Source organism: Streptomyces sp. NBC_01335, from assembly GCF_035953295.1.
Lineage (GTDB): Bacteria > Actinomycetota > Actinomycetes > Streptomycetales > Streptomycetaceae > Streptomyces.
Genome location: NZ_CP108370.1, coordinates 525,222 through 548,044 on the forward strand (window position 1 = coordinate 525,222; position 22,823 = coordinate 548,044).

At 75.2% G+C, this 22,823-nt stretch carries 2 protein-coding genes; both read right to left on the reverse strand.

Translation table 11 applies throughout. The features are described 5' to 3' along the window. Nucleotides 1-48 precede the first annotated feature (48 nt). On the reverse strand, nt 49-7,743 hold the full coding sequence (locus OG599_RS02135; RefSeq protein ID WP_327174194.1) for a non-ribosomal peptide synthetase: 7,695 nt from the start codon (nt 7,741-7,743) through the stop codon (nt 49-51). Then, nucleotides 7,740-22,400 carry a non-ribosomal peptide synthetase gene (locus OG599_RS02140; protein ID WP_327174195.1) on the reverse strand — a complete coding sequence of 4,887 codons (14,661 nt, stop codon included), beginning with the start codon at nt 22,398-22,400 and terminating at the stop codon, nt 7,740-7,742. Before OG599_RS02140 ends, OG599_RS02135 begins: the two co-directional genes overlap by 4 nt. Nucleotides 22,401-22,823: the final 423 nt, after the last annotated feature.

Below are 22,823 nucleotides of genomic sequence, written 5' to 3' on the forward strand. Positions count from 1 at the left end.
CCGGAGGGCCGGGGAGCGGCGTCCGCGTCCCCGGCCCTCCGTCGCGTGTCACGACGCCGCCGGCACCCCCCGTGGCGCCGGCAGGAACCCCGTCCCCCGGAAGTACGTGAGATAGCGGGTCACCACCTCGTCGGTGAGCGGCGGCAGGTGGACGCCGAGGGCGGCCACCGCCTCGGCGGTGCGGCCGGAGTCGAAGCGGCGCTGGTCCGTCGCCCCTCCCTCCGGCCGCTCGCCGTCGCCGAGGAACAGCTGGGCCGCGTTGTCCGGCTGGGCCGCGACGCGGGCCTGCCACTGCTCGGCGGGGAGGGTGCGCACCTCGTGGCCGAGGCGGGCGGCCGCCTCGAAGACCCGGTCGAGGCCGGGGGCGTCCGGGTTGGTGTGGTGGTACGTCCCGTCGGCCCCTGCGTCCGCGAGGGTGAGCGCCACCACCGCCGCGCTGACGTGGTCGACCGGCACCCAGTCGGTCGAGCCGTGCGGCAGGTCCGGTACCGCCTCCGCCTGCAGGCACCCCTTGATCAGCTGCCAGAGCAGGTCCCTTTCCTGGCAGGCACCGGTCGCGGTGTCGCCGCTGATGCGGCCCGGGCGGTGGACGGCCACCGGGAGCCCGCGTTCCCTGGCGAGGCCGACGAGCCCCTCGGCGACCCACTTGCTCCGCGTGTAGCCGTCCGGCAGCCGGGTCGCCGGGCCGGTCGGGCTGGTCTCGGTGAGGGTGACGGCGGCGGGGGCGTAGACGCCGGTGGTCGAGACGTGGTGCATCCCGGGTGAGGCGGAGTCGGCGAGCAGGCGCAGCAGTTCCTCGGTTCCGGCGACGTTGGCCGCGCGCAGGTCCGCGTACGGGGCGGCGAAGTTGACGTGTGCGCCGTTGTGCAGGACGGGTCCGAGGCGGCGTACCAGGGCGGTCCGGTCCTCGGGCGACAGGCCGAGGCCGGGGGCGGCGAGGTCGCCGGGGACGGGGTGGATCAGCTCGGCGTACCGGGGGTGCCAGAGCCCGTAGTGCTCCAGGTTGGTGCGCAGCCGGTGCGCGGCGCGGGGTGCGTCCTCGGCGCGCACCAGGCAGTCGACCGGGCCGCCGGTGGTTTCGAGCAGGTCGCGCAGGAGGTAGGCGCCGAGGAAGCCGGAGGCGCCGGTCAGCAGGGGGCGGGCGGACGGCCGGGCGGGGCGGCGGGCGGGTGCGGGGACCGGGGCGTTCCGGCCGGCGCCGGTGATGTCCGGGGCGAGGCGGACCTCGGCGGCGAGGTCCGGTCCCGCGGTGGTCTCCGGCGGGCTCTGTTCTCCGGCCGCGCTTCCCAGGAGGCGGTCCACCCCTTCGACCGTGGGTGCCGCGAACAGGGCGCGCAGGGAGGGGCGTCGGCCGCAGCGCTCCTCGATCCGCTGGGCGAGGGTCACCGCGAGCAGGGAGTGGCCGCCCAGGGCGAAGAAGTCGTCGCTGACGCCGACCCCGGCCACGCCGAGGGTCTCCGCGAACGCCTCGCACAGGGCCCGCTCGCGGTCCGTGCGCGGGGAGCGGCCGCCGGCCGGCGCGGCCCGGTCGGGGGCGGGCAGGGCCCGCCGGTCGGTCTTGCCGTTGGGGGTCAGCGGCAGCGCGTCGAGGCGTACGAAGGCGGCGGGGACCATGTGGGCGGGCAGGGCGGCGGCGAGGTGGGCGCGCAGCTCGGACGCGTCCGGTCCGGCCGTGCCGTCGGCCGGGACGGTGTACGCGACGAGGCGCCGGTCGCCGGGCCGGTCCTCGCGGACGACGGCGCAGGCCGCCGCCACGCCGGGCAGGGCGGTGAGCACGGCCTCGATCTCGCCGGGTTCGATGCGGAAGCCGCGGAGCTTGACCTGGTCGTCCACGCGGGAGACGTAGACGAGTTCACCGTGCCCGCCGCCCGGTCCGCCGCCGGTGGTCCAGCGGACCAGGTCGCCGGTGCGGTACATCCGGCCCCCCGCGGGGTCGGCCGGGTCGGCCACGAAGCGGGTCGCGGTGAGGCCGGGCCTGCCGTGGTAGCCGCGGGCGACTCCCGCGCCGGAGACGTACAGCTCACCGACGACGCCGGGGGGCACGGGGGCCAGCCGGTCGTCCAGGACGTGGACCCGGGTGCCGTCGACGGGGACGCCGATGGGCACCGTGCGGTCGGGGGCGAGCGGTCCGTCCGGGTGCTGGGCGGCGCTCATGGTCGCGCAGACGGTGGTCTCGGTGGGGCCGTAGGCGTTGACGAGGGAGCGGCCGGCCGCCCAGTCGCGCACCAGGGCCGGGGTGCACGCCTCGCCCGCGAGGACCAGGGTGGTTCCGGTGGGCAGCGAGCCTGCGGGCATCACCGCGAGTGCGGCGGGCGGCAGCGTGAGGTGGGTGGCGCCGCGTTCGCGGACGGTGGCGGCGAGGGCGGGACCGGGCAGCAGGGCGTCGCGTTCGTCGATCTCCAGGCAGGCCCCGGAGAGCAGGGCCATGCAGAGTTCCCAGAACGCGGCGTCGAAGCTGACGGACGCCATGTGCAGCACCCGGCTGTCCGGGGTGACGCGCAGCCGTTCCCGCTGGGCCCTGGCCATGGCGCCGGCGCCCCGGTGGGTGACCACGACGCCCTTGGGCCGGCCCGTGGAGCCGGAGGTGTAGATGACGTACGCGGGGTGCTCCGGGAGCGGGCGGCGGGCCGGGGCGGCACCGTCGCCGGGGTCGTCGGGGTCGGTGGCGTACAGGTGGGGCACCGGGGTGGCGGGGAGCCGTCGGTGGAGGGCGAGGGTGGTCAGGAGCAGGCGCGGGTCGGCGTCTTCGAGCATGTAGGAGAGGCGGTCGGCCGGGTAGTCGGGGTCGAGCGGTATGTACGCCGCCCCCGCCTTGAGGACGCCGAGGAGACCGACGAGGAGGTCGTGGGTGCGGGGCAGGGCGACCGCCACCCGGTCCTCGGGGCCGATGCCGAGGGCGGTGAGCCGGCGTGCGAGGGCGTCGGCGCGGGCGTCGAGCGCGGCGTACGTGAGGGTGGTGCGGGCGTCGCGGACGGCGGGCGCGTCCGGGGTGCGCCGGGCCCACTCCTCGTAGAGCGAGGGGACGGTGGAGCCGGGCAGGTCGTCCGCGGGGCCGGTGCCCCAGGCGGTGAGGCGGACGCGCTCGGGTGCGGTGAGCACGTCGTACGTGCTCAGCGGGCGGTCCGGGTCGGTGGTGACGGCGTCGAGCAGCAGGACGAGCCGTTCGGCGAGGCCGTGCACGGTCGCGGCGTCGAAGAGTTCCGTCGCGTAGTCGACGGTGGCCCGCATGCCGTCGGGCACCCCGCCGGCGTCGTGGGTCTCGGTGAGGGTGAAGGAGAGGTCGAACTTGCTCACGGCCGTGCCGAGGGGCACGGGTGTGACGGTGAGGCCGGGCAGGTCGACGGGGGCGGCGGGGGTGTGGTTCTGGAGGACGAGCATGGTCTGGAAGAGGGGGTGGTGGGTCTGCGAGCGGGCGGGGTTGAGGAGTTCGACCAGCCGCTCGAAGGGCATGTCCTGGTGCGCGTACGCCGAGAGGTCGAACTCCTTGACCCGTGCGAGGAGTTCGAGGAACGTCGGGTCGCCCGAGAGGTCCGTGCGCAGCACGAGGGTGTTGACGAAGAAGCCGACGAGGTCGGTGGCCGCCTCGTCGGTGCGGCCGGCGACGGCCGTGCCGAGCGGGATGTCGTCCCCGGCGCCGTGGCGGGAGAGCGCGAGCGACAGGGCCGCCTGGAGCACCATGAAGACGGTGCTGCCGGTGGCGCGGGCGAGTTCGCCGACCCGACGTGCGGTGGCGGGGCCGAGGGTGAAGGTGTGGGTGGCGCCGGTGTGCCGGGCGACGGGCGGGCGCGGGCGGTCCCAGGGCAGCTCGACGACCTCCGGCAGTCCTTCCAACGCCGTTTTCCAGTGCGTGAGCTGACGGTTCAACAGGCCGTCCGTGCCGTCGTTCCCGCCGTCGAGCAGGCGGCGCTGCCAGAGGGCGTGGTCCGCGTAGTCCACGCGGAGCTCCGTCCAGGCGGGGGCCTCGGCGCGCAGGCGTGCGCGGTAGGCGGCGGCGAGGTCGCGGGCGAAGGGCGCCAGGGAGGAACCGTCGGCCGCGATGTGGTGGATCACCAGGACCAGGACGTGCGCTTCCTCGGCGAGACGCAGCAGGGTCGCCCGGACGGGGAGGCGGTGTTCGATGTCGATCGGCTCGGTCGCGCACGCGCGGACGCGGTCGGCGAGCTTCTCCTCGTCGGCGGCCTCCACGACGAGCGGGAGCCGCACGTCACCGGGGTCGGTGATGTGCTGGCACGGTGCGCCGCCGCGCTCCGGGAAGACGGTGCGCAGGGAGGCGTGCCGGGTGACGACGTCGCGCAGCGCCCGGCGCAGGGCCTCGGTGTCGAGCGGCCCGTCGAGGCGTACGGCGAAGGGGATGTTGTACGTGGCCGAGGGGCCTTCGAGCCGGTGGAGGAACCACAGACGCTGCTGGGCGTAGGAGAGCGGGAGCGTCGCGGGGCGTTCCTGCGGGACGAGGGCGGGGCGGGCGGGGCGGGCGGCGTGTTCCAGGGCGGTGGCGAGCGTGGCGACGGTGGGGTTCTCGAAGAGGGTGCGAATGTCCGCCTCGGTCTCCAGCGCGGTGCGGACCCGGCCGACGAGTCGGGTGGCGAGCAGTGAATGGCCGCCCAGTGAGAAGAAGTTGTCGTCGGCCGCGACGCGGTCCACGCCCAGTACGTCGGCGAAGAGCCCGGCGAGGATCTCCTCGTGGGCGCCGCGCGGTGGCCGTCCGGCCGGTGCGGTGGGCCGGGCGGGCGCGGGCAGGGCCTGCCGGTCGATTTTGCCGTTGGGGGTGAGCGGGAGGGCGTCGAGGGGCTGGATCGCGGCCGGCACCATGGAGGCGGGCAGATGGCGGCCGACGTGCGCGGCGAGCAGGACTGGGTCCGGGGTGTGGCCGGGGGCGGGTACGACGTAGGCGGTGAGGGTGCGGTCGCCGGGCAGGTCCTCGCGGACCAGGACGCAGGCGGCGCGTACGGAGGGATCGGTGCGGAGCACCGCCTCGATCTCGGCGGGTTCGATGCGGTGGCCGCGCAGTTTGATCTGCTGGTCCGCCCGCGCCAGGTAGCGCACGGCACCGTCCGGGTCGCGGCGCACGAGGTCGCCGGTGCGGTACATCCGCGTCCCGTCCCCGGCGAAGGGGTCGGCGACGAACCGGGTGGCGGTGGGGCCGGGGCGGCCGAGGTAGCCGCGTGCGACGCCGGGCCCCGCGAGGTACAACTCCCCTTCGGCGCCGGGTGGTACGGGGCGCAGGTCCGGGTCGAGCACGTGGGCGCGCATGCCGTCGAGCGGCCGGCCGATGGGGGGCGCCCCGTCGGGTGCGTCGCCGGGGCGGACGTGGTGCCGGGTGGCGAAGGTGGTGGTCTCGGTCGGGCCGTAGACGTGGAGGACGGCGGTGCCGGGGTGGGCGGCGGCCAGCCGCTGGAAGACGCCGGGGGCGGCGGCCTCGCCACCCGCGGCGACCAGCCGCAGCAGGCCGAGGGCGCCGGGGTCGGTGTCGGCGACGACGTTGAACAGCGCGGTGGTCAGGAACGCCGCCGTCACGCCGTGGCGGGCCACCAGGTCGCGGATCGCGGCGGGCTGGAGGGCCCCGTCGGGGGCGAGGACGACGCGGCCCCCATGGAGGAGGGGCACCCAGATCTCGAAGGTGGAGGCGTCGAAGGCGTACGCCGAGTGCATGAGGACGGCGTCGGCGGCGCCGTCGCCCCAGGTCCGGTCGGCAGCCAACGCGGCGATGTCGGCGTGGGTGACGCCGACGCCCTTGGGCAGTCCGGTGGAGCCGGAGGTGAACATCACGTAGGCGAGTCGGGCTCCGCCTCCCACGGAGAGGAGGGCGTCGGAGGGGAGCACGCCCGGGGCGTCCGGGCCTCCGTGCAGCACCCGGCCGGCCGGGTCCACGGTCACCACCGTCGCGCCGGGCGGGAGTTGCCGCACCCAGGGGTGCGCGCGGGTGGCCTCGTCGACGACGAGGACGCGCGGGGCGGACACCTCCACGACCCGGGCGAGGCGTTCGGCGGGCCAGCGCGGGTCGAGGGGTACGTAGGCGGCGCCCGCGCGCAGGGCCGCGAGGGAGGCGGTGACCTGGGCGGTCGAGCGGCCCATGAGAATGCCGACGCCCCGCTCCGTACCGGCTCCGAGTCCGGTGAGCGCCCCGGCCAGTTCCTCGGACAGGTGGAGGAGCCCGCCGTACGTGAGCTCCTCGCCGGCGCCGGTGACGGCGACCCGGTCCGGCTGCCGGGCGGCGATGCGCGCCACGGCCTCCGGGACACTCGCCCCCGTTGTTCCGGGCGGGAGTTGGGCGCCCCGCCCCTGTGCCAGCAGTGCCTCCCGCTCGCCGTCCAGGAGGACGGACACCGCGTCGACGCGCAGGTCGAGCCCCTGGGCCATCGTGGTCAGCAGCCGGCGCATCCGGGCGGCGGTGCGGGCCACCTCGTCCCGGCCGAGGACGGCGGCCCGGTGGCCGAAGGTGATACGCAGGGTGTCGCCCGGGGCGATGGTCAGGGTGAGCGGGTAATGGGCGGCGTCCGTGCCGGTGAAGCCGGTGACGGCGAGGCCGGACAGCCCCCGCCGGGCGGTGCGCAGGGCCTCCGCGTCCAGCGGATAGTTCTCGAACACCGTGAGGGTGTCGAAGAGTTCGTCCATCCCGGTGACTTCGCGGATCTCGGTCAGCCCCACGAACTGGGCTCCGAGGAGGCGCCCCTGCTCCTCCTGGAGCCGGGTCAGGAGGGTGGCCAGGGTGTCGTCGGCGGCCGGACGCAGCCGTACCGGCACGGTGTTGATGAACAGCCCGACCATCGACTCCACGCCGGGGATCTCGGGCGGGCGGCCGGAGACCGTGGTGCCGAACACGATGTCGGCGCGGCCGGTGAGCCGGGTGAGCAGCAGCCCCCAGGCGCCCTGGACCAGGGTGTTGAGAGTGAGCCGGTGGGCGCGGGCCGTCTCGCGCAGCCGGGTGGTGGTGGCCTCGTCCAGGTCGAGGACGAGCGTCTCGGGAAGCTCGGCGGAGGTCGGACCGCCCTCGGCGGCGGGCTGTTCACCCTCGGCGGAGGGCCGTTCGCCGGAGAGCCGTTCGCCGGAGAGCCTTTCGCCGGAGGGTCGTTCGCCGGACGTCGACGCGCCGTGACCGCCGCGCCCGGCGAGCAGGGTCGGCGCCTCGATCCCGGCCAGCGCGGCGCGCCAGGCGTCGAGGGCCTCCGCGCGGTCCTGCTGGGCCAGCCACGCGAGGTAGCTGCGGTACGGGGCGACCCGGGGCAGCGCGGAGTCGTCGCCCCCGGTCGCGTACAGCTCGAACAACTCCCGTACCAGCAGCGGCATCGACCAGCCGTCGAGCAGAATGTGATGGGCCGTCATGACGAGGCGGTGGCGGCTCGGTGCGGTGCGCAGCAGGGTGAAGCGCATCAGGGGCGGGGTGGCGAGGTCGAAGCGTCGGGTGCGGTCGGCGGCGAGGAAGGCGGTGAGACGTTCTTCGGTGGCCGCCGGGCCGTCGGGGCCGGTCAGGTCCACCTCCTCCAGCGGCACCGGCACCCGGGCGGCGACGGCCTGCACGGGCTCGGGCAGGTCCTCGTGGAGAAAGCCGACCCGGAGGTTGGCGTGCCGCCGCAGCAGGCCGCCGACGGCGGTGCGCAGGGCGGGAACGTCGGGGGTGCCTTCGAGGTCGAAGACGAACTGAGCGGTGTAGACGTCCACGGCGTGGGAGTCGTACAGCGCGTGGAAGAGCATGCCTGCCTGCAACGGCGTCAGCGGCAGTACGTCCTCCAGCTGGAACCCGGTCACTTGCGTCCACCCCACTTGTTCTGCAGTCGGTCGATCTGGGCCTGGTCCAGCGAGACCAGGGGAAGGTCGGAGGGCGTCCAGCCGCCCGCGTCGGGCCGCTCGGCGTGTTCGGCGAGCGCGCCGAGGGCGCGGGTGAACGCGTCGGAGAGGAGTTCCACGGCGTCCTCGGTGAGAAGGCCGGCGGGCCAGGTCCAGCGGGTCACCAGGGTCGGGCCGTCCGGCCCGTCCTCGGTGTGCGCGTTGATGTCGAGCACGTGGTGGACGGGCATCGCGGGGTCCTGGGCCCGGGGCCCGCCGCCGTCGAGCAGCACCTCCCAGTCGGCGCCGCCGGCCGGGTCGGCAGGCGTCCGCGCACTCGCGTACCGGCCGAGGTAGTTGAAGCCGATCTGGGGGTCGGGTGCGGCGGCCAGCCGGGGGCCGGTCGTCGCGTTGAGCCGCCGGAGCATGCCGTAGCCGACTCCGTGGTCGGGGACGGTCCGCAGCTGTTCCTTGACGCGCTTGAGGGCGCGTTCGGCGAGGGCGGCGTCGAAGCGCCCGGGGGCGCGGGGGTCGAGAGGTCCGGGGTCGAGGCGGACCGGGTAGAGGCTGGTGAACCAGCCGACGGTACGGGACAGGTCGAGGCGCTCGTCGATCTGCTCCCGGCCGTGTCCCTCCAGGTCGATCAGGACGCCCGTGCCCCCGGGGCCGGTTGCGCCGGAGGCGCGTTCGGCGCGCCAGGCGCTCACGGCGAGGGCCAGACCGGTGAGCAGCACGTCGTCCACTCCGGCGTGGAAGGCGGCTGGGACGGTGCTGAGGAGGGGCTCGGTGCGGGCGGCGGGCAGCCGGGTGACGAGGGTGCGCGTGCGGCCCGCGGTGTCCAGGGCGGGGTCGAGCGGGCGGGGTCCCAGCTGCGGGTCGGGGGTGCTCGACATCGCTTCCCAGAGCGGGAGTTCGGCCTCGCGCGCGGGGTCGTTCGCCTGGGCGGCGAGGAGGTGCGCCCAGTGCCGGTAGGAGGTGGTGGCGGCGGGGAGCCCTGCCGTGTCTCCCACCCTCCCCTTGGGGCCTCCGGGGCCTCCGGGGCCTCCGGGGTCTCCGGGGTCTCCGGGGCCTCCGGTGACGGCCCGCCAGGCGGTGGCCAGGTCGGCGGCGAGGATGCGCCAGGAGACCGCGTCGACGGCGAGATGGTGGACGACGAGGAGCAGCCGTCCTCGGGCGCCGGGTCCGGCGTCGCACCAGACGGCCTCCACGACGTTCCCGTCCGCGGGGCTGAGCCGCCCGCGGGCCTCCTCGCCCGCCTCGGTGACGGCGGCCCGGACGGCATCGGCGGCAAGTCCCGTGATGTCGATCCGGGTGAACCGGTCGCGGGCGGGGACGGAGCCCGTCGGCAGCACGTCGAGGACGGGCTCGCCTCCGGCCGGGCGGCCGACCCGGAGGCGGAGCATGTCGTGGTGGTCGATGAGGAGTTGGAGGGCGACGGTCAGCGTGTCGGTACCGGCTCCGGGCGGTGTGCGCAGGACTCCGGACTGGTTGTAGCCGTCCGTCGTGCCGGGGCGCTCCAGGAACCAGGCGACGATGGGGGTAGCCGGCAGGGTGCCGGTGCCCCGCTCGGTGGGCGCGGGGGTGGCCCGGCCGGGCGCGGCGCCCTGGTCGAGCGTGGTGGACGCGGCGGCGATGGCCTCGGGGGTGCGGTGGACGAAGACGTCGCGGGGGGTGACCCTCAGGCCGGCCTCGCGGACCCGGCTGACGAGCTGGATGGAGAGGATGCTGTCGCCGCCGAGGGCGAAGAAGTCGTCGTCGGTGCGGACGGCGGGTGCGCGCAGGACGGCGGCGAACACCTCGCAGAGCACCTCTTCCTCCTTGGTGCGCGGCCGGTCGCCCGGGCGCTCGGCGGTGGGCCGGGCGGGGGCGGGCAGGGCGCGCCGGTCGGTCTTGCCGTTGGGCAGCAGCGGCAGCGCGTCCAGGGTCACGAAGACGGCGGGCACCATGTACGGCGGCAGCGACTCGGCGAGGCGGGCGCGGAGTTCGCGCTCCGCCGGGGCCGGGGAGCCGCCGCGCGGGTCGGGGACGGTGTACGCGACCAGGCGGCGCTCGCCGGGCCGGTCCTCACGGACCAGGACGCAGGCGGTGGCGAGGGTGTCGAGCGCGGTGAGGGCGGCCTCGATCTCGCCCGGTTCGATGCGGAATCCGTTGACCTTGACCTGGTCGTCGGCGCGCCCGACGTGGGTGAGCAGGCCGTCGGCGTCCCGCCGGACGAGGTCTCCGGTGCGGTACATCCGGCTTCCGGCGGGGCCGTAGGGGTCGGCGACGAACCGTGCGGCGGTCAGGCCGGGGCGCCCCAGGTAGCCGCGGGCGAGTCCGCCGCCCGCGAGGTGGAGTTCCCCGGTGACGCCGGTGGGCACCGGTCGCAGACCGGCGTCGAGGACGTAGGCGCGGGTGTTGTCGACCGGGTGGCCGAGCGGCACGCTCCCCTCCCCCGCCGGTCCGTCGGCTCCGGCGGACCCGTGGTGGTGGGCGGTGGCGTCGATGGTGGCCTCGGTCGGCCCGTAGAGGTTGTGCACCTCGGTCCGCCACTCCCGGCCGACGCGTTCCGCCAGTGCCCGGGGCAGCGGTTCGCCGCCGCACAGGACGGCCCGCAGTGAGTCGGGCACCGCGTCCGGGCCGGTCTCGGTGAGGACGACGGAGAGGTGGGAGGGCACGAACTGGGCGAGGGTCACGCCCTCTGCGCGCATCCGGGAGAGCAGCCCGGCGGGGTCGTGGTTGAGGGCGGGCGGCACGGGACAGGTGGAGCCGCCGTGCAGGAGCGGCAGCCAGGTCTCCCAGACCGAGGCGTCGAAGCTCGGCGAGGTACGGGCGAGGACCCGGTCGTCGCCGCTGAGCCCGAGGTGGTCCGCCATCCACGCCATGTGGTTGGTGAGGGAGGCGTGGGTGACGACCACGCCCTTGGGGCGGCCGGTGGAGCCCGAGGTGTAGATGACGTACGCGGCGTCGCGCGGGTCGGGCCCGGCGCCGGTCGGCGCGGCGCGCCCGGTGGACCAGGCGGCCCGGTCGTCGAGTGCGAGCCGGGGCAGGGCGGGACCGGGGCGTCCGGCACGGTCTCCGTGCCCCTCGCGGTCGCCGTGCCCCTCGCGGTCGCCGTGTCCCGCGCGATCTCCGTGTCCCGCGCGATCGCCGTGGGTTCCCCGGGCGCCGTGGGCGTCCCGGGCGCCATGGGTGAGGAGCAGCGCCGGGCGGGCGTCGTCGAGCATGTGGGCGATGCGTGCCTCGGGGTACTCCAGGTCGACGGGCAGATAGGCGGCCCCGGCCTTGGTGACCGCCAGCATCGCGAGAACCTGGTCGGTGGTGCCTTCCAGCGCCAGGGCGACCAGATCGCCGCGGCCGATGCCCCGGTCGTGCAGATGGTGGGCCAAGTCGTCGGATAGCAGGTCGAGTTCGGCGAAGGTGATCCCGTCGCCGCCGTCGCGTACGGCGATCGCCCCGGGGGTACGGGCGGCCTGCGCGCGGAACGCCCCGGGTGCGGTGCCGGCGGCCGAGGGGCGGGTGGGGCCGTGGGCGACGCGGTCCAGGCTCCGCCGCTCGTCCGGCTCCAGCACATCCACGGCGTGGACGCGCCGGCCGGGGTCGGTGGCGAGCGTGGCGAGGAGGCGGGTCAGCCGGGCGGCCAGGGTGTGGGCGGTGGCGGGGACGAAGAGTTCGGTGGAGAACTCCAGGACGCCCCGGAGGCCGGCGGGCCGGCCGGACGCGTCGTAGGTCTCGGTGAAGGTGAAGGTCAGGTCGAACTTGCTGATGCCGGTCTGCACGGGTTGCTCGGTCACCGTCAGCCCGGGCAGGTCGATGGCGGCGTCGCCCTGGTTCTGGAGGACCAGCATGGTCTGGAAGAGCGGGTGGTGGTTCTGGGCGCGGACGGGGCTGAGGGCGTCCACCAGCCGCTCGAAGGGCAGGTCCTGGTGGGCGTAGGCGGCCAGGTCGAAGTCGCGTACCCGGTCGACGACTTCGCCGAAGGTGGGGTCGCCGCTCAGATCGGCGCGCAGCACCAGGGTGTTGACGAAGAACCCGACCAGGTCGTCGAGCGCCTCGTCGGTGCGGCCGGCGACCGCGGTGCCCAGCGGGATGTCCTCACCCGCGCCGTGGCGGGAGAGGAGGACCGACAGGGCGGCCTGGAGGACCATGAAGAGGCTGCTGCCCCGGGTCCGGGCGAGATCGGCGAGCGCCCGGTGGGTGTCGGGGCCGACGGTGAAGGGGTGGGCGTCGCCGCAGTGGGCGGGCACGGCGGGGCGCGGCCGGTCGCAGGGCAGTTCCAGCAAATCGGGGGCGCCGGCCAGGGCGGTTCGCCAGAAGGCGAGTTGGCGGGCGGCCTGGCTGGAGGGGTCGTCCTCCTCGCCGAGCAGGGCGCGCTGCCAGAGGGTGTAGTCGGCGTACTGGACGGCGAGTTCGCTCCAGCCCGGCTCCCCGCCCTCGATCCGTGCCCGGTACGCGTCGCCCAGGTCGCGGGCGAGCGGGGCGAGGGACCAGCCGTCACCGGCGATGTGGTGCACCACCAGCACCAGGACGTGGGCTTCGGGCGCGAGCCTCATCAGCCGGGCGCGCACGGGGAGTTCGGCGCTCACGTCGAAGGGGTGCGTCACCTCGGCGGTGAGCACGTCGCCGAGGTGGGCGGGGTCGGTGTCGCGGGGCGTCAGGTCGAGGTCGGCACCGGTGGCGTCGAGTACCACCTGCCGGGCGATGCCGTCGGTGTCGGGGAAGACGGTGCGCAGGCTCTCGTGGCGCTCGACCACGTCCGCGAGGGCGTTCTCCAGGGCGCCGGTGTCGAGCGGGCCGTCCAGGCGGAGCACCAGCGGCACGTTGTACGTGGCGCTGGGGCCCTCCAGCCGCCCGAGGAACCAGAGGCGCTGCTGCGCGAAGGAGAGCGGCAGCGGATCGGGGCGCTTCCCGGCTCTCTCCAGGGGTCTTCTGGCCCGCTCGGCCCCGTCCAGCGCCGCGGCGAGGGCGGCCGGGGTGGAGTGCTCGAAGAGCGCCTTGACGGGGACCTCCACGCCGAGCACGCTCCGGATGCGGGCCACGAGGCGGGTGGCGAGCAGGGAGTGGCCGCCGAGGGCGAAGAAGTCGCCTTCGGCGTCGAGGCCGTCGAGCCCGAGCACGTCGGCGAAGAGTCCGCAGAGGATTTCCGCGCGGGCACTGCGGGCCGTACCGCCGCCGGTCCTCCGGCTCTGCTCCCCGTGGACGGGTGCGGGAAGGCCGCGCCGGTCCACCTTGCCGTTGACGGTCAGCGGCAGCGCGTCGAGCAGCACGAACGCGGAGGGCACCATGTACGCGGGCAGGGACCGGCCGAGCTCCTGGGCGAGGTCGGCGGGCGCGGGGAGCGCCCGGGCGGTGGGCACCACGTAGGCGACGAGGCGCCGGTCGCCGGGGGTGTCCTCGCGGACGACGGCGAAGGAGTCGGCGACCCCCTCGCAGCGAGCCAGGACGGATTCGATCTCGCCGAGTTCGATGCGGTAGCCGCGCAGCTTCACCTGTCCGTCCGCGCGGTCGACGTAGGCGATGTGCCCGTCCCGGGTCCAGCGGACGAGGTCGCCGGTGCGGTACATCCGGCTTCCGGCGGGGCCGAACGGGTCCGCGACGAAGCGGCCGGCGGTCAGGGCGGGCTGCCCGGTGTAGCCGCGGGAGACTCCGCGCCCGGCGAGGTACAGCTCGCCCACGACACCGGGGGCGACCGGGCCGAGGGAGCCGTCGAGCACGTACAGCCGCATGCCGTCCAGCGGGCGGCCGATGGGCGGCGGTCCGGCCGGGAGGCCGGCGGTCACGTCGTGGCGGGTGGCGAAGGTGGTGGTCTCGGTCGGCCCGTAGACGTGGAGGACGCGCAGACCGGGCGTGGTGCCGGCGACGCGCTGCATGGCGTCCGGGGAGGCGAGCTCGCCTCCGGCGCACAGGAGGCGGAGCCCCCGGAAGGCCCCCGGAGCGGTCTCGGCGATCACGTTGAAGAGCGCCGTCGTCAGGAAGACGGCGGTCACCCCGTGTTCGCGGACGGCGTCGCCGAGGGCGCGGGCCTCCAGAACACCGTCCGGTGCGACGACGATCTTTCCGCCGTGCAGGAGCGGGGCCCAGATCTCGAAGGTGGAGGCGTCGAAGACGTACGCCGAGTGCATCAGCACCGCGTCGGCGGCGCCCTCGCGCCAGGCGGAGTCCTCGGTGAGCGCGGCCACGTCGGCGTGGGTGACGCCGACGCCCTTGGGCAGGCCGGTGGAGCCGGAGGTGAACATGGTGTACGCGAGGGTGTGCGGCCCCGGTACGGCGGCCGGGCGGCCCGGACGTTCGGGGCCGCCGCGCAGGACCCTGCCGAGCCGGTCCACGACCAGGACCGGCAGCCGGCCGGCGGTGGCGGTCACCCAGGGGGAGGCGAGGGCGGCCTCGTCGACGACGAGGGCCCGCAACGACGCCGTTGCGGCGACCTGTTCGAGCCGCTCGTCGGGCCAGCGCGCGTCCATGGGGACGTAGCTGCCCGCCGCGCGGACCGCGCCGAGCGAGGCCGTCACCACGGCGGGCGACCGGGCGAGCAGGACGCCGACACCGCGCTCGGGTCCGACGCCGAGCCCGGCGAGCGCCCCGGCGAGGTCGGCGGAGAGCGCGTCGAGCGCGGCGTAGCTGAGGGTGGTGGCGCCGTCGGTGACGGCGGGGTGGTCAGGGGTGCGGAGCGCCTGGGCCGCGAAGAGGGCGGGCAGGGTGGTGTCCGGTGCGGGCGCGCCGAGCGGGCGGCCGGTGCCCCAGCGGGTGACCCGGGTGTGTTCGTCGGCCGTCAGCAGGTCGTGGCCGGCGAGCGGCCGGCCGGGGTCGGCGGCCACCTGCTCCAGAAGGCGGAGGAGCCGGGCGGCGAGGGTTTCGACGGTGTCCCGGTCGAAGAGGGCGGTGGCGTACTCGATCCCGGCCGAGAGGCCGCCGCCGTCGCGCTCCTCGGTGAACGCGAAGGTGAGGTCGAACTTGCTCAGGCCGTTGTGGACGATCCGGTCCTCCACGGTGAGGCCGGGGAGTTCGGGGCGGACGGTCTCCTGGTTCTGGAGGACCAGCATGGTCTGGAAGAGCGGGTGGTGGTCGCGCGCCCGGACGGGGTTGAGGCTCTCCACCAGCCGTTCGAAGGGCACGTCCTGGTTCCCGTACGCGGCGAGATCGAACTCCCGCACCCGGACCAGGAGTTCCCGGAAGCTCGGGCTGCCCGACAGGTCCGTGCGCAGGACCAGGGTGTTGACGAAGAACCCGACCAGGTCCTCCAGCGCCTCGTCGGTGCGTCCGGCGACGGGGGTGCCGAGCGGGATGTCGTCGCCCGCGCCGTGCCGGTGCAGCAGGGCGGCCACCGCCGCCTGGAGCACCATGAAGAGGCTGCTTCCCGACTCCCGCGCCAACAGCAGGAGTTGTGCGTGGAGCACAGGTGGTACGTCGAAGGCGTGGACGTCTCCGCGCGGGTCGGCGGTGACCGGGCGGGGCCGGTCCAGCGGCAGGTCGACCAGGCCGGGCAGCCCCGCGAGGGCGGTGTGCCAGTGCTCCAGCTGCCGCCCGAGCGCGCTCCCGGGTGCGGTGTCGTCGCCCAGGGCCGCGTGCTGCCAGAGGGTGTAGTCGGCGTACTGGAGCACGGGGCCCGTCGCCCACGCGGGCTCCCGTCCGTCGAGCCGGTCCCGGTACGCCTCGCCCAGGTGGCGGGCGAGCGGGGCGAGGGACCAGCCGTCGCCGGCGATGTGGTGCACCACCAGCACCAGGACGTGGTGGTCGGGGGCGGCGCGCAGCAGCTGGGCGCGCAGCGGGAGGTCGGCGGTGACGTCGAACGGCAGGCGTACGGCGTCGAAGACGGCCTCCTCCAGGTCGGCGGGGGCCACGTCCACGACCGGAAGTTCGGGGGTGGCCCCGTCCGCTCCGACGATCAACTGGTGTGGTGTGCCGCGCTGTTCGGGGAAGAGGGTGCGCAGCGACTCGTGGCGCCCGACGACGTCCCCGAGGGCGGCGCGGAGCGCCTCCGTGTCCGGGGTGCCGTGGAGTTCGAGGACGAGCGGGATGTTGTAGGTGGAGCTGGGTCCTTCGAGCCGGTTGAGGAACCACAGCCGCCGCTGGGCGAAGGAGAGCGGCAGCGGATCGGGCCGCCGCTCGGCCGGTACCACGGGAGGGCGGGTCCGGGCCGCCGGGTCGACGGCGCGGGCCAGGCCCGCGACGGTCGGGTGCTCGAAGAGGGTGCGTACGGCGATCTCCGCGCCCAGTACCGCGCGGACGCGGCTCACCACGCGCATGGCGAGGAGCGAGTGGCCGCCGAGGTCGAAGAAGCTGCTGTGCGGGCCGACCCGGGGCCGGTCCAGCACGTCGGCGAAGATCCCGGCGAGCAGCTCCTCCCGGAGGCTGAGCCGTCCCGGTGCGGCCGGTACGCCGGTCTCCGATTCGGGTTCGGGCAGGGCGCGCCGGTCCACCTTGCCGTTGGGCAGCAGGGGCAGGGCGTCCAGCACGACGACGGCGGAGGGCACCATGTGGTGCGGGAGGGCCTCGGCGAGGCCGTCGCGCAGGGCGACGGGGCGTACGGCGGGGTCGTCGGTCACGGCGTAGGCGACGAGGCGGCGCCGGCCGGGGGCGTCCTCGCGGATCACCGCGCAGGCGCCGGTGACGCCGGGGTTCGCCAGGAGCGCGGCTTCCACCTCGCCCAACTCGACGCGGAATCCACGGATTTTGACCTGGTCGTCGGCGCGGGACTGGTAGTCGAGGAGCCCGTGTCCGTTCCATCGCACGAGGTCGCCGGTCCGGTACATGCGGGTGCCGTCGGCGGTGAAGGGGTCGGCGACGAAGCGTGCGGCGGTCAGACCGGGCCGGTGCAGGTAGCCCCGGGCGAGGTTGGGCCCGGAGAGGTACAACTCCCCGGTGACGCCCGGCGGTACGGGGCGCAGCCGCCCGTCGAGGACGTACGCGCGCATGGTGTCCACGGGTCGGCCGATCGGGACGGTTTCGGCCGGGGAGACTGCCGGGGAGGCGGCCGGGGTGCTGCCCTCGCGGAGCGCGGCGGCCGGGGTGGGGCCCTCGCGGTGCGCGGTCGCGTCGATGGTCGCCTCGGTGGGGCCGTACAGGTTGTGCGCTTCGGCGCCCCAGCGGACGGCGATCTCGTCGGCGAGGGCGCGCGGCAGGGGTTCGCCGCCGCAGAGCACGGCACGCAGCCGGGGCAGTGGCGCCCGGTGGGCCGCCTCGGCGAGGACGTGGGTCAGGTGCGAGGGCACGAACTGGGCGACGGTGATGTCGAACCGGCCCATCAAGGCGACGAGTTCGGCGGGTTCCCGGTTGGCCCGGGGCGGCAGGACGCAGACTTCGGCGCCGTTCATCAGCGGGAGCCACAGCTCCCACACGGAGGCGTCGAAGCTGGTGGAGGTGCGGGCGAGGACCCGGTCCTCGCCGGTGAGGTCCAGGTGGTCCGCCAGCCACGCCATGTGGTTGGTGAGCGCGCCGTGGGTCACGACCACTCCCTTGGGGCGGCCGGTGGAGCCGGAGGTGTAGATGACGTACGCCGGGTCGTCCGGGTGGGGCGCGTACGGGGTGAGCGGGTCGGTCCGGTCCGCCGGTGCGTCGAGGGCGAGCCAGGGCAGGTCGACCGGGGGCAGCGACGCACGGGTGCCGGTGGTGGTGAGCAGCAGGACCGGCCGGGCGTCGTCGAGCATGTGGCGGATGCGGGCCGCCGGGTACTCCGGGTCGACGGGTACGTAGGCGGCTCCGGCCCGCAGCACGGCCAGCATGGCGACGACGGTGTGGACGGAGGGCGGCGCGGCGATGGCCACCCGGTCCTCGCGGCCCGCGCCCCGCTCGCGCAGGGTGTGGGCGAGGGCGTCGGCGCGGGCGTCGAGCTCCGCGTAGGTGAGGCTGGTCAGTTCGTCGCGGACGGCGACCGCGCCGGGGGTGCGCGCGGCCTGCTCGCGGACCGCCTCGGGGGCGGTGAGGGCGGGCAACGGCCGCTTCCTGCCCAGGCCTTGGGCGAGGATTCGGTCCCGCTCGGCCGTTCCGAGCGGGTCGAGGTCCCGGACCGGGCGGTCGGGATCGGCGACGGCGAGGGTGAGCACGCGGGCGAACCGGGCGCTCAGGCCGTGGGCGGTGGCGGCGTCGAAGAGGTCGGTGGCGTACTCCAGATAGCCTCCGATCCCGGCGAACTCGCCTTCGGAGCGGTCGAGTTCGGTCAGGGAGAACGTCAGGTCGAACTTGCTGATCCCGGTGTGACGGGACCGGTCCCGGGTGGTGATGCCGGGCAGGTCCAGTTCGGTCCGCCGCTGGTTCTGGAGGACCAGCATGGTCTGGAAGAGCGGGTGGTGGCCGCCGGAGCGCTCGGGGTTGACGGCCTCCACGATCCGCTCGAAGGGGAGGTCGCCGTGACCGAAGGCGGAGATGTCGAACTCCCGCACGCGTTCGAGGAGTTCGCGGAAGGTCGGGTCACCGGAGAGGTCCGTGCGCAGCACGACGGTGTTGACGAAGAACCCGACGAGGTCGCCGAGGGCTTCGTCGGAGCGGCCCGCCGCGGCCGTGCCCAGCGGGATGTCGGTGCCCGCTCCGTGGGCGTGCAGCGTCACCGCCAGCGCCGCCTGGAGCACCATGAACGGGGTGCACCCCGCCGCCCGGGCGAGCCGGACGAGCGCGGCGTGCTCGGGCGCGGGGAGCGCGAAGGGGACGGCGTCGCCCCGGTGGCTGGGGACGGCGGGGCGCGGCCGGTCGAGGGGCAGGTCGAGCAGGTCAGGAGCGCCGCGCAGCGCCTCCCGCCAGTGGGCGAGCTGGATCGCGGCCAGGCTCTCCGGGTCGGTGTCGTCGCCGAGCAGCCGGCGCTGCCAGAGGGTGTAGTCGGCGTACTGCACCGGCAGCGCGGGCCAGTCGGGGGCGCCGGTGCCCCCGGTCCTGGCGCGGTAGGCGGCGCCGAGGTCGCGGACGAGGGGGGCGAGGGACCAGCCGTCGGCGACGACGTGGTGGAGGACGAGGACCAGGAGGTGGTGGTCCGGGGCCTCCTGGAGCAGGTGGGCGCGGACGGCGAGGTCGCCGGTGAGGTCGAAGGGCTCGGCGACCAGCCGCCGGACCGTCTCCCCCGCCCAGGCTCCGGCGGCGCCGGTCACTCCGGCCGCTCCGGAAGCTCCGGCACCGGCTTCCCCGGCCGGGGGCCGCCGGACGACGAGCGGGACCAGCTCCGCCGCGGTGGCCGCGTCGAGGATGTCCTGACGCGGTACGCCGTCGTGCTCGGCGAAGACGGTGCGCAGGCTCTCGTGCCGGGCGACCACGTCGGCCAGCGCGCCCCGCAGGGCCCCCGTGTCGAGCGGGCCGTCGAGCTCCAGGACGAGCGGGACGGTGTACGTGTCGCCGGGGCCCTCCGCCCGGTTGAGGAACCACAGGCGCTGCTGCGCGTAGGAGAGCGGCACCGCCTCGGGCCGCCGCTGCGGCGTGAGGGCGGGCCGGGCGGAACCGGCCGTGTCGAGGACGGCGGCGAGCGAGGCGACGGTGGGGTGGTCGAAGAGGGTACGCAGCCCGAGTTCGGCGCCCAGGGCGGCGCGCACCCGGCCGGTGAGGCGGGTGGCGAGCAGCGAATGACCGCCCAGGGAGAAGAAGTTGTCGTCGGCGCCGACGGCGGCGACGCCCAGGACGTCGGCGAACAGGCCGGCCAGCACCTCCTCGTACGCGGTGCGCGGGGCGCGCCCCGTGGTGGCCGCGGCGGGGGGTGCGGGCAGGGCGCGGCGGTCGACCTTGCCGTTGGGGTTCAGCGGAAGCGCGTCGAGCGTCACGAACACGGAGGGCACCATGTACGCGGGCAGGGCGCGGCCCACCCGGCGGGCGAGCGCGGTGTCGTCCGGGCGGGTGCCGGTGGCGGGCACGACGTAGGCGACGAGCCGGCGGTCGCCGGGTATGTCCTCGCGCACCAGGACGCTGACCGCCACCACACCCGGGTCGGCGAGCAGCGTGCCCTCGATCTCGGCGGGTTCGATGCGGTATCCGCGCAGCTTGACCTGCCCGTCCGCGCGTCCGACGTACTCGATCTCGCCGCGCGCGGTCCACCGGACGAGGTCCCCGGTGCGGTACATGCGGGCCCCGTGCGGACCGTGCGGGTCGGCGACGAACCGGCCGGCGGTCAGCGCGGGGCGGCCCCGGTAGCCGCGTGCCACGCCACGCCCCGACACGTACAGCTCCCCCACCACGCCGGGCGGCACCAGGGCGAGGTCGCCGTCGAGGACGTGGAGCCGCGTCCCGTCGAGCGGGCGGCCGATGGGCGGTACTCCGCCCGCGTCGGCGGCGACCCGGTGGCGGGCGGCGAAGGTGGTGGTCTCGGTGGGCCCGTACACGTGAAGGACCTGGGTGCGGGGTGCGGCGGCGGCCACCCGCCGCATGAGGTCCGGCGTGGCGGCCTCGCCGCCCGCGGCGACCAGCCGCAGCCCGGCGAAGGCCGCCGGGTCGGCCTCGGCCACCACGTTGAACAGGGCGGTGGTGAGGAAGAGCGCGGTGACTCCGTACCGGTCGACCAGCCCGGTGAGGACGGGCGCCTCCAGGACGCCCGGGGGTGCGACGACCACCCTCCCGCCGCGCAGGAGCGGAGCCCAGATCTCGAAGGTGGAGGCGTCGAAGACGTACGCCGAGTGCAGCAGCACCGCGTCGCACGCCCCGTCCCGCCAGGCGGAGTCGGCGGTCAGCGCGAGGACGTCCGCGTGGGTGACGCCGACGCCCTTGGGCAGGCCGGTGGAGCCGGAGGTGAACATCACATAGGCGAGCCGGTCGGCGTGCGTCACGTCCGGCAGCCGTCCGGGACGCGGCGGGGCGCCGCGCAGCACCCGGCCGAGGGCGTCGACGACGACGACCGGCAGGGCGGCCGCGGTCACCTTCACCCAGTTCTGCCCGGCGGCGGCCTCGTCGACCACCAGGGCACGGACCCCGGCGACGCCCGCGACGCGCCCGAGGCGCTCCTGGGGCCAGGTGGCGTCCATCGGTACGTACGCGGCGCCCGCGCCGACCACGCCGAGGGTCGCGGCCACCACCGCGGCGGAGCGGTCCACCAGGACACCGACCCCGTCCTCGGCGGCGAGCCCCCAGCCCGCCAGCGCTGCGGAGATCTCCGCCGCGTGGTGGGCCAGCTCCCGGTAGGTCTGCGTGACGGCACCGTCCACCACCGCGGGGGCGTCCGGGGTGCGGCGCACCTGCGCTTCGAAGGCCTGCTGGAGGCTCGTGGCCGGCTCCGGGACCTCCAGGTCGGCGCCCCGGCCATGGGCGAGGAGTTCGGCGGCGGCCTCGGAGTCGAGCAACGGCAGCTCGCGCAGGGGGGTTTCGTTGTCCGCGCCGGCGAGGGCCTTCAGGAAGGAGATGACGGCGCGCTGGCTCAGCCGCACGTCCTCGGGGCGGTAGAGCTCCGGGTTGGCGTCGAATCCGATCAACGGGCCTGTTCCCTCGGAGCGTTCGGAGACGAAGAGAGAGACGTCGTCGACCGGGCCGATGGAGAGCAGGCGGGATGTGGCGGGGCTGCCGCCGAAGTCGAGGTCGTAGGCGTAACCCATGATGTTGACGACCACGTCCGTCAGGCGTGCCGCGTCGTCGGCCATGTTCAGTTCGCGGGCGAGCTGTTCGCGGGAGAAGCGCCGATGGCGCAGGGCGCCGCGCATCTCGGCGGCGACGGCGCGGACGAGCGCGCCGACCGTCATGTCGGGGGTGATCTCCAGCCGCAGCGGCAGGATGTTGGCGGTCATGCCGACGATGTGCCGCAGCCCGCCGTGGCGGCCGTTGGAGGCGAGGCCGACGACGACGTCCCGGGTGCCGGTGACCCGGCCGACGTAGGCGGCGACCGCGCTCACCAGGACCGCGGACCAGGTGGTGCGGTTGGCGGCGGCGAGCCGGCGCAGGTCGTCGAGGACGGTGACGGGCAGGGTCTCCCCGGTGTGCAGGTTCACGCCGTCCGCTCCGGTGGGAGCGGCCGGGGCCGGGGCGTCGGTACGGCGGCGGATGAGCGGCGTACCGCCCCGTGCGCCCGTCCCGCCGTAAGAGCCCTCCGAACCGTCGGAACCGGTGGCGTCCGCCGCGCGGTCGGCGAACCTGGCGGTCCAGTGGGCCCGGTCGGCCTCGTACCGGTCGGAGCCGAGGTACGCGGCCTCGTCCGCGAGGAGATCGGTGAGCGGGGCGGGGGGCAGCTCGGCCTCGGCGATGTTCTCGCCGCGCAGGGCGCGTGCGTAGAGGTCGGCCACCATGCGGGCGAAGACGGCACCGCCGAGGCCGTCGACGACGATGTGGTGGAAGCGGATGTACCAGTAGTGCCGGCGGGGTCCGAGGCGCAGCAGCACCAGGCTGTGGCGCGGGGCGTCGACCCGGTCGACGGTGGCCATGTCGTCGGCCAGGTAGCGCTCGGCCGCGGCGGCGGGATCGTCGGTACCGGAGAGGTCGACGACGCGGAACCGGTCGGCGTCCGTCCGGGGAGGCGGCGTGACCCGCTGGCGTACGACACCGTCGTGGACGACGAACTCGACGTTGAGGCTGTCGCAGAGGGCGACCGCGCGGACGACGGCGGCGGCGAACGTCCCCGCGTCGAGATCGCCCCGGATCTCGAAGCACTCGGCGATGTTGAACTTCGGGCTCTCCGGTTCGACCGCTTGGCCGTACCACACACCCTGTTGAGCAACGGTCAGTTCGAAAAGCTCTGCGGGAAGCGAACGAGACGGGATGGAGTCGTTTTCATGCATGCCGGTCGACACCTTTGGGGAGAGATTTCGGGGACGACGGAGAAGGCGCGGAGGAAACCGCCGCACCGGTGTGCACATCGTCGGCAAAGAGGACCGCCGAAGCGGAAAGAAGAGTCGGCGCACCCCATGGAGAAAGGAATCACCGAGGTCTCGCGCCGGGCGCGTTCATCCGGCGCACACCCCGTGACCCCCTTCCACCGAAGCGGACCACGCGATGAATCGCCGACGTTCTCCGAGTGACTCGGAGAATCCGCACGGCGGCACAGGAATGACTTCAGCCGAGCACGGATCGGATACCGGCCACATCCGGACCGATTTCTTTCGGACAGGGCCGGCTGAGGCCACATGAGTCGCCATGCGGCCTCAACGGACCCCCACGGACCTCAAGTGACCTCATACGGTCCGAAGAAGGCAAGAATCGAT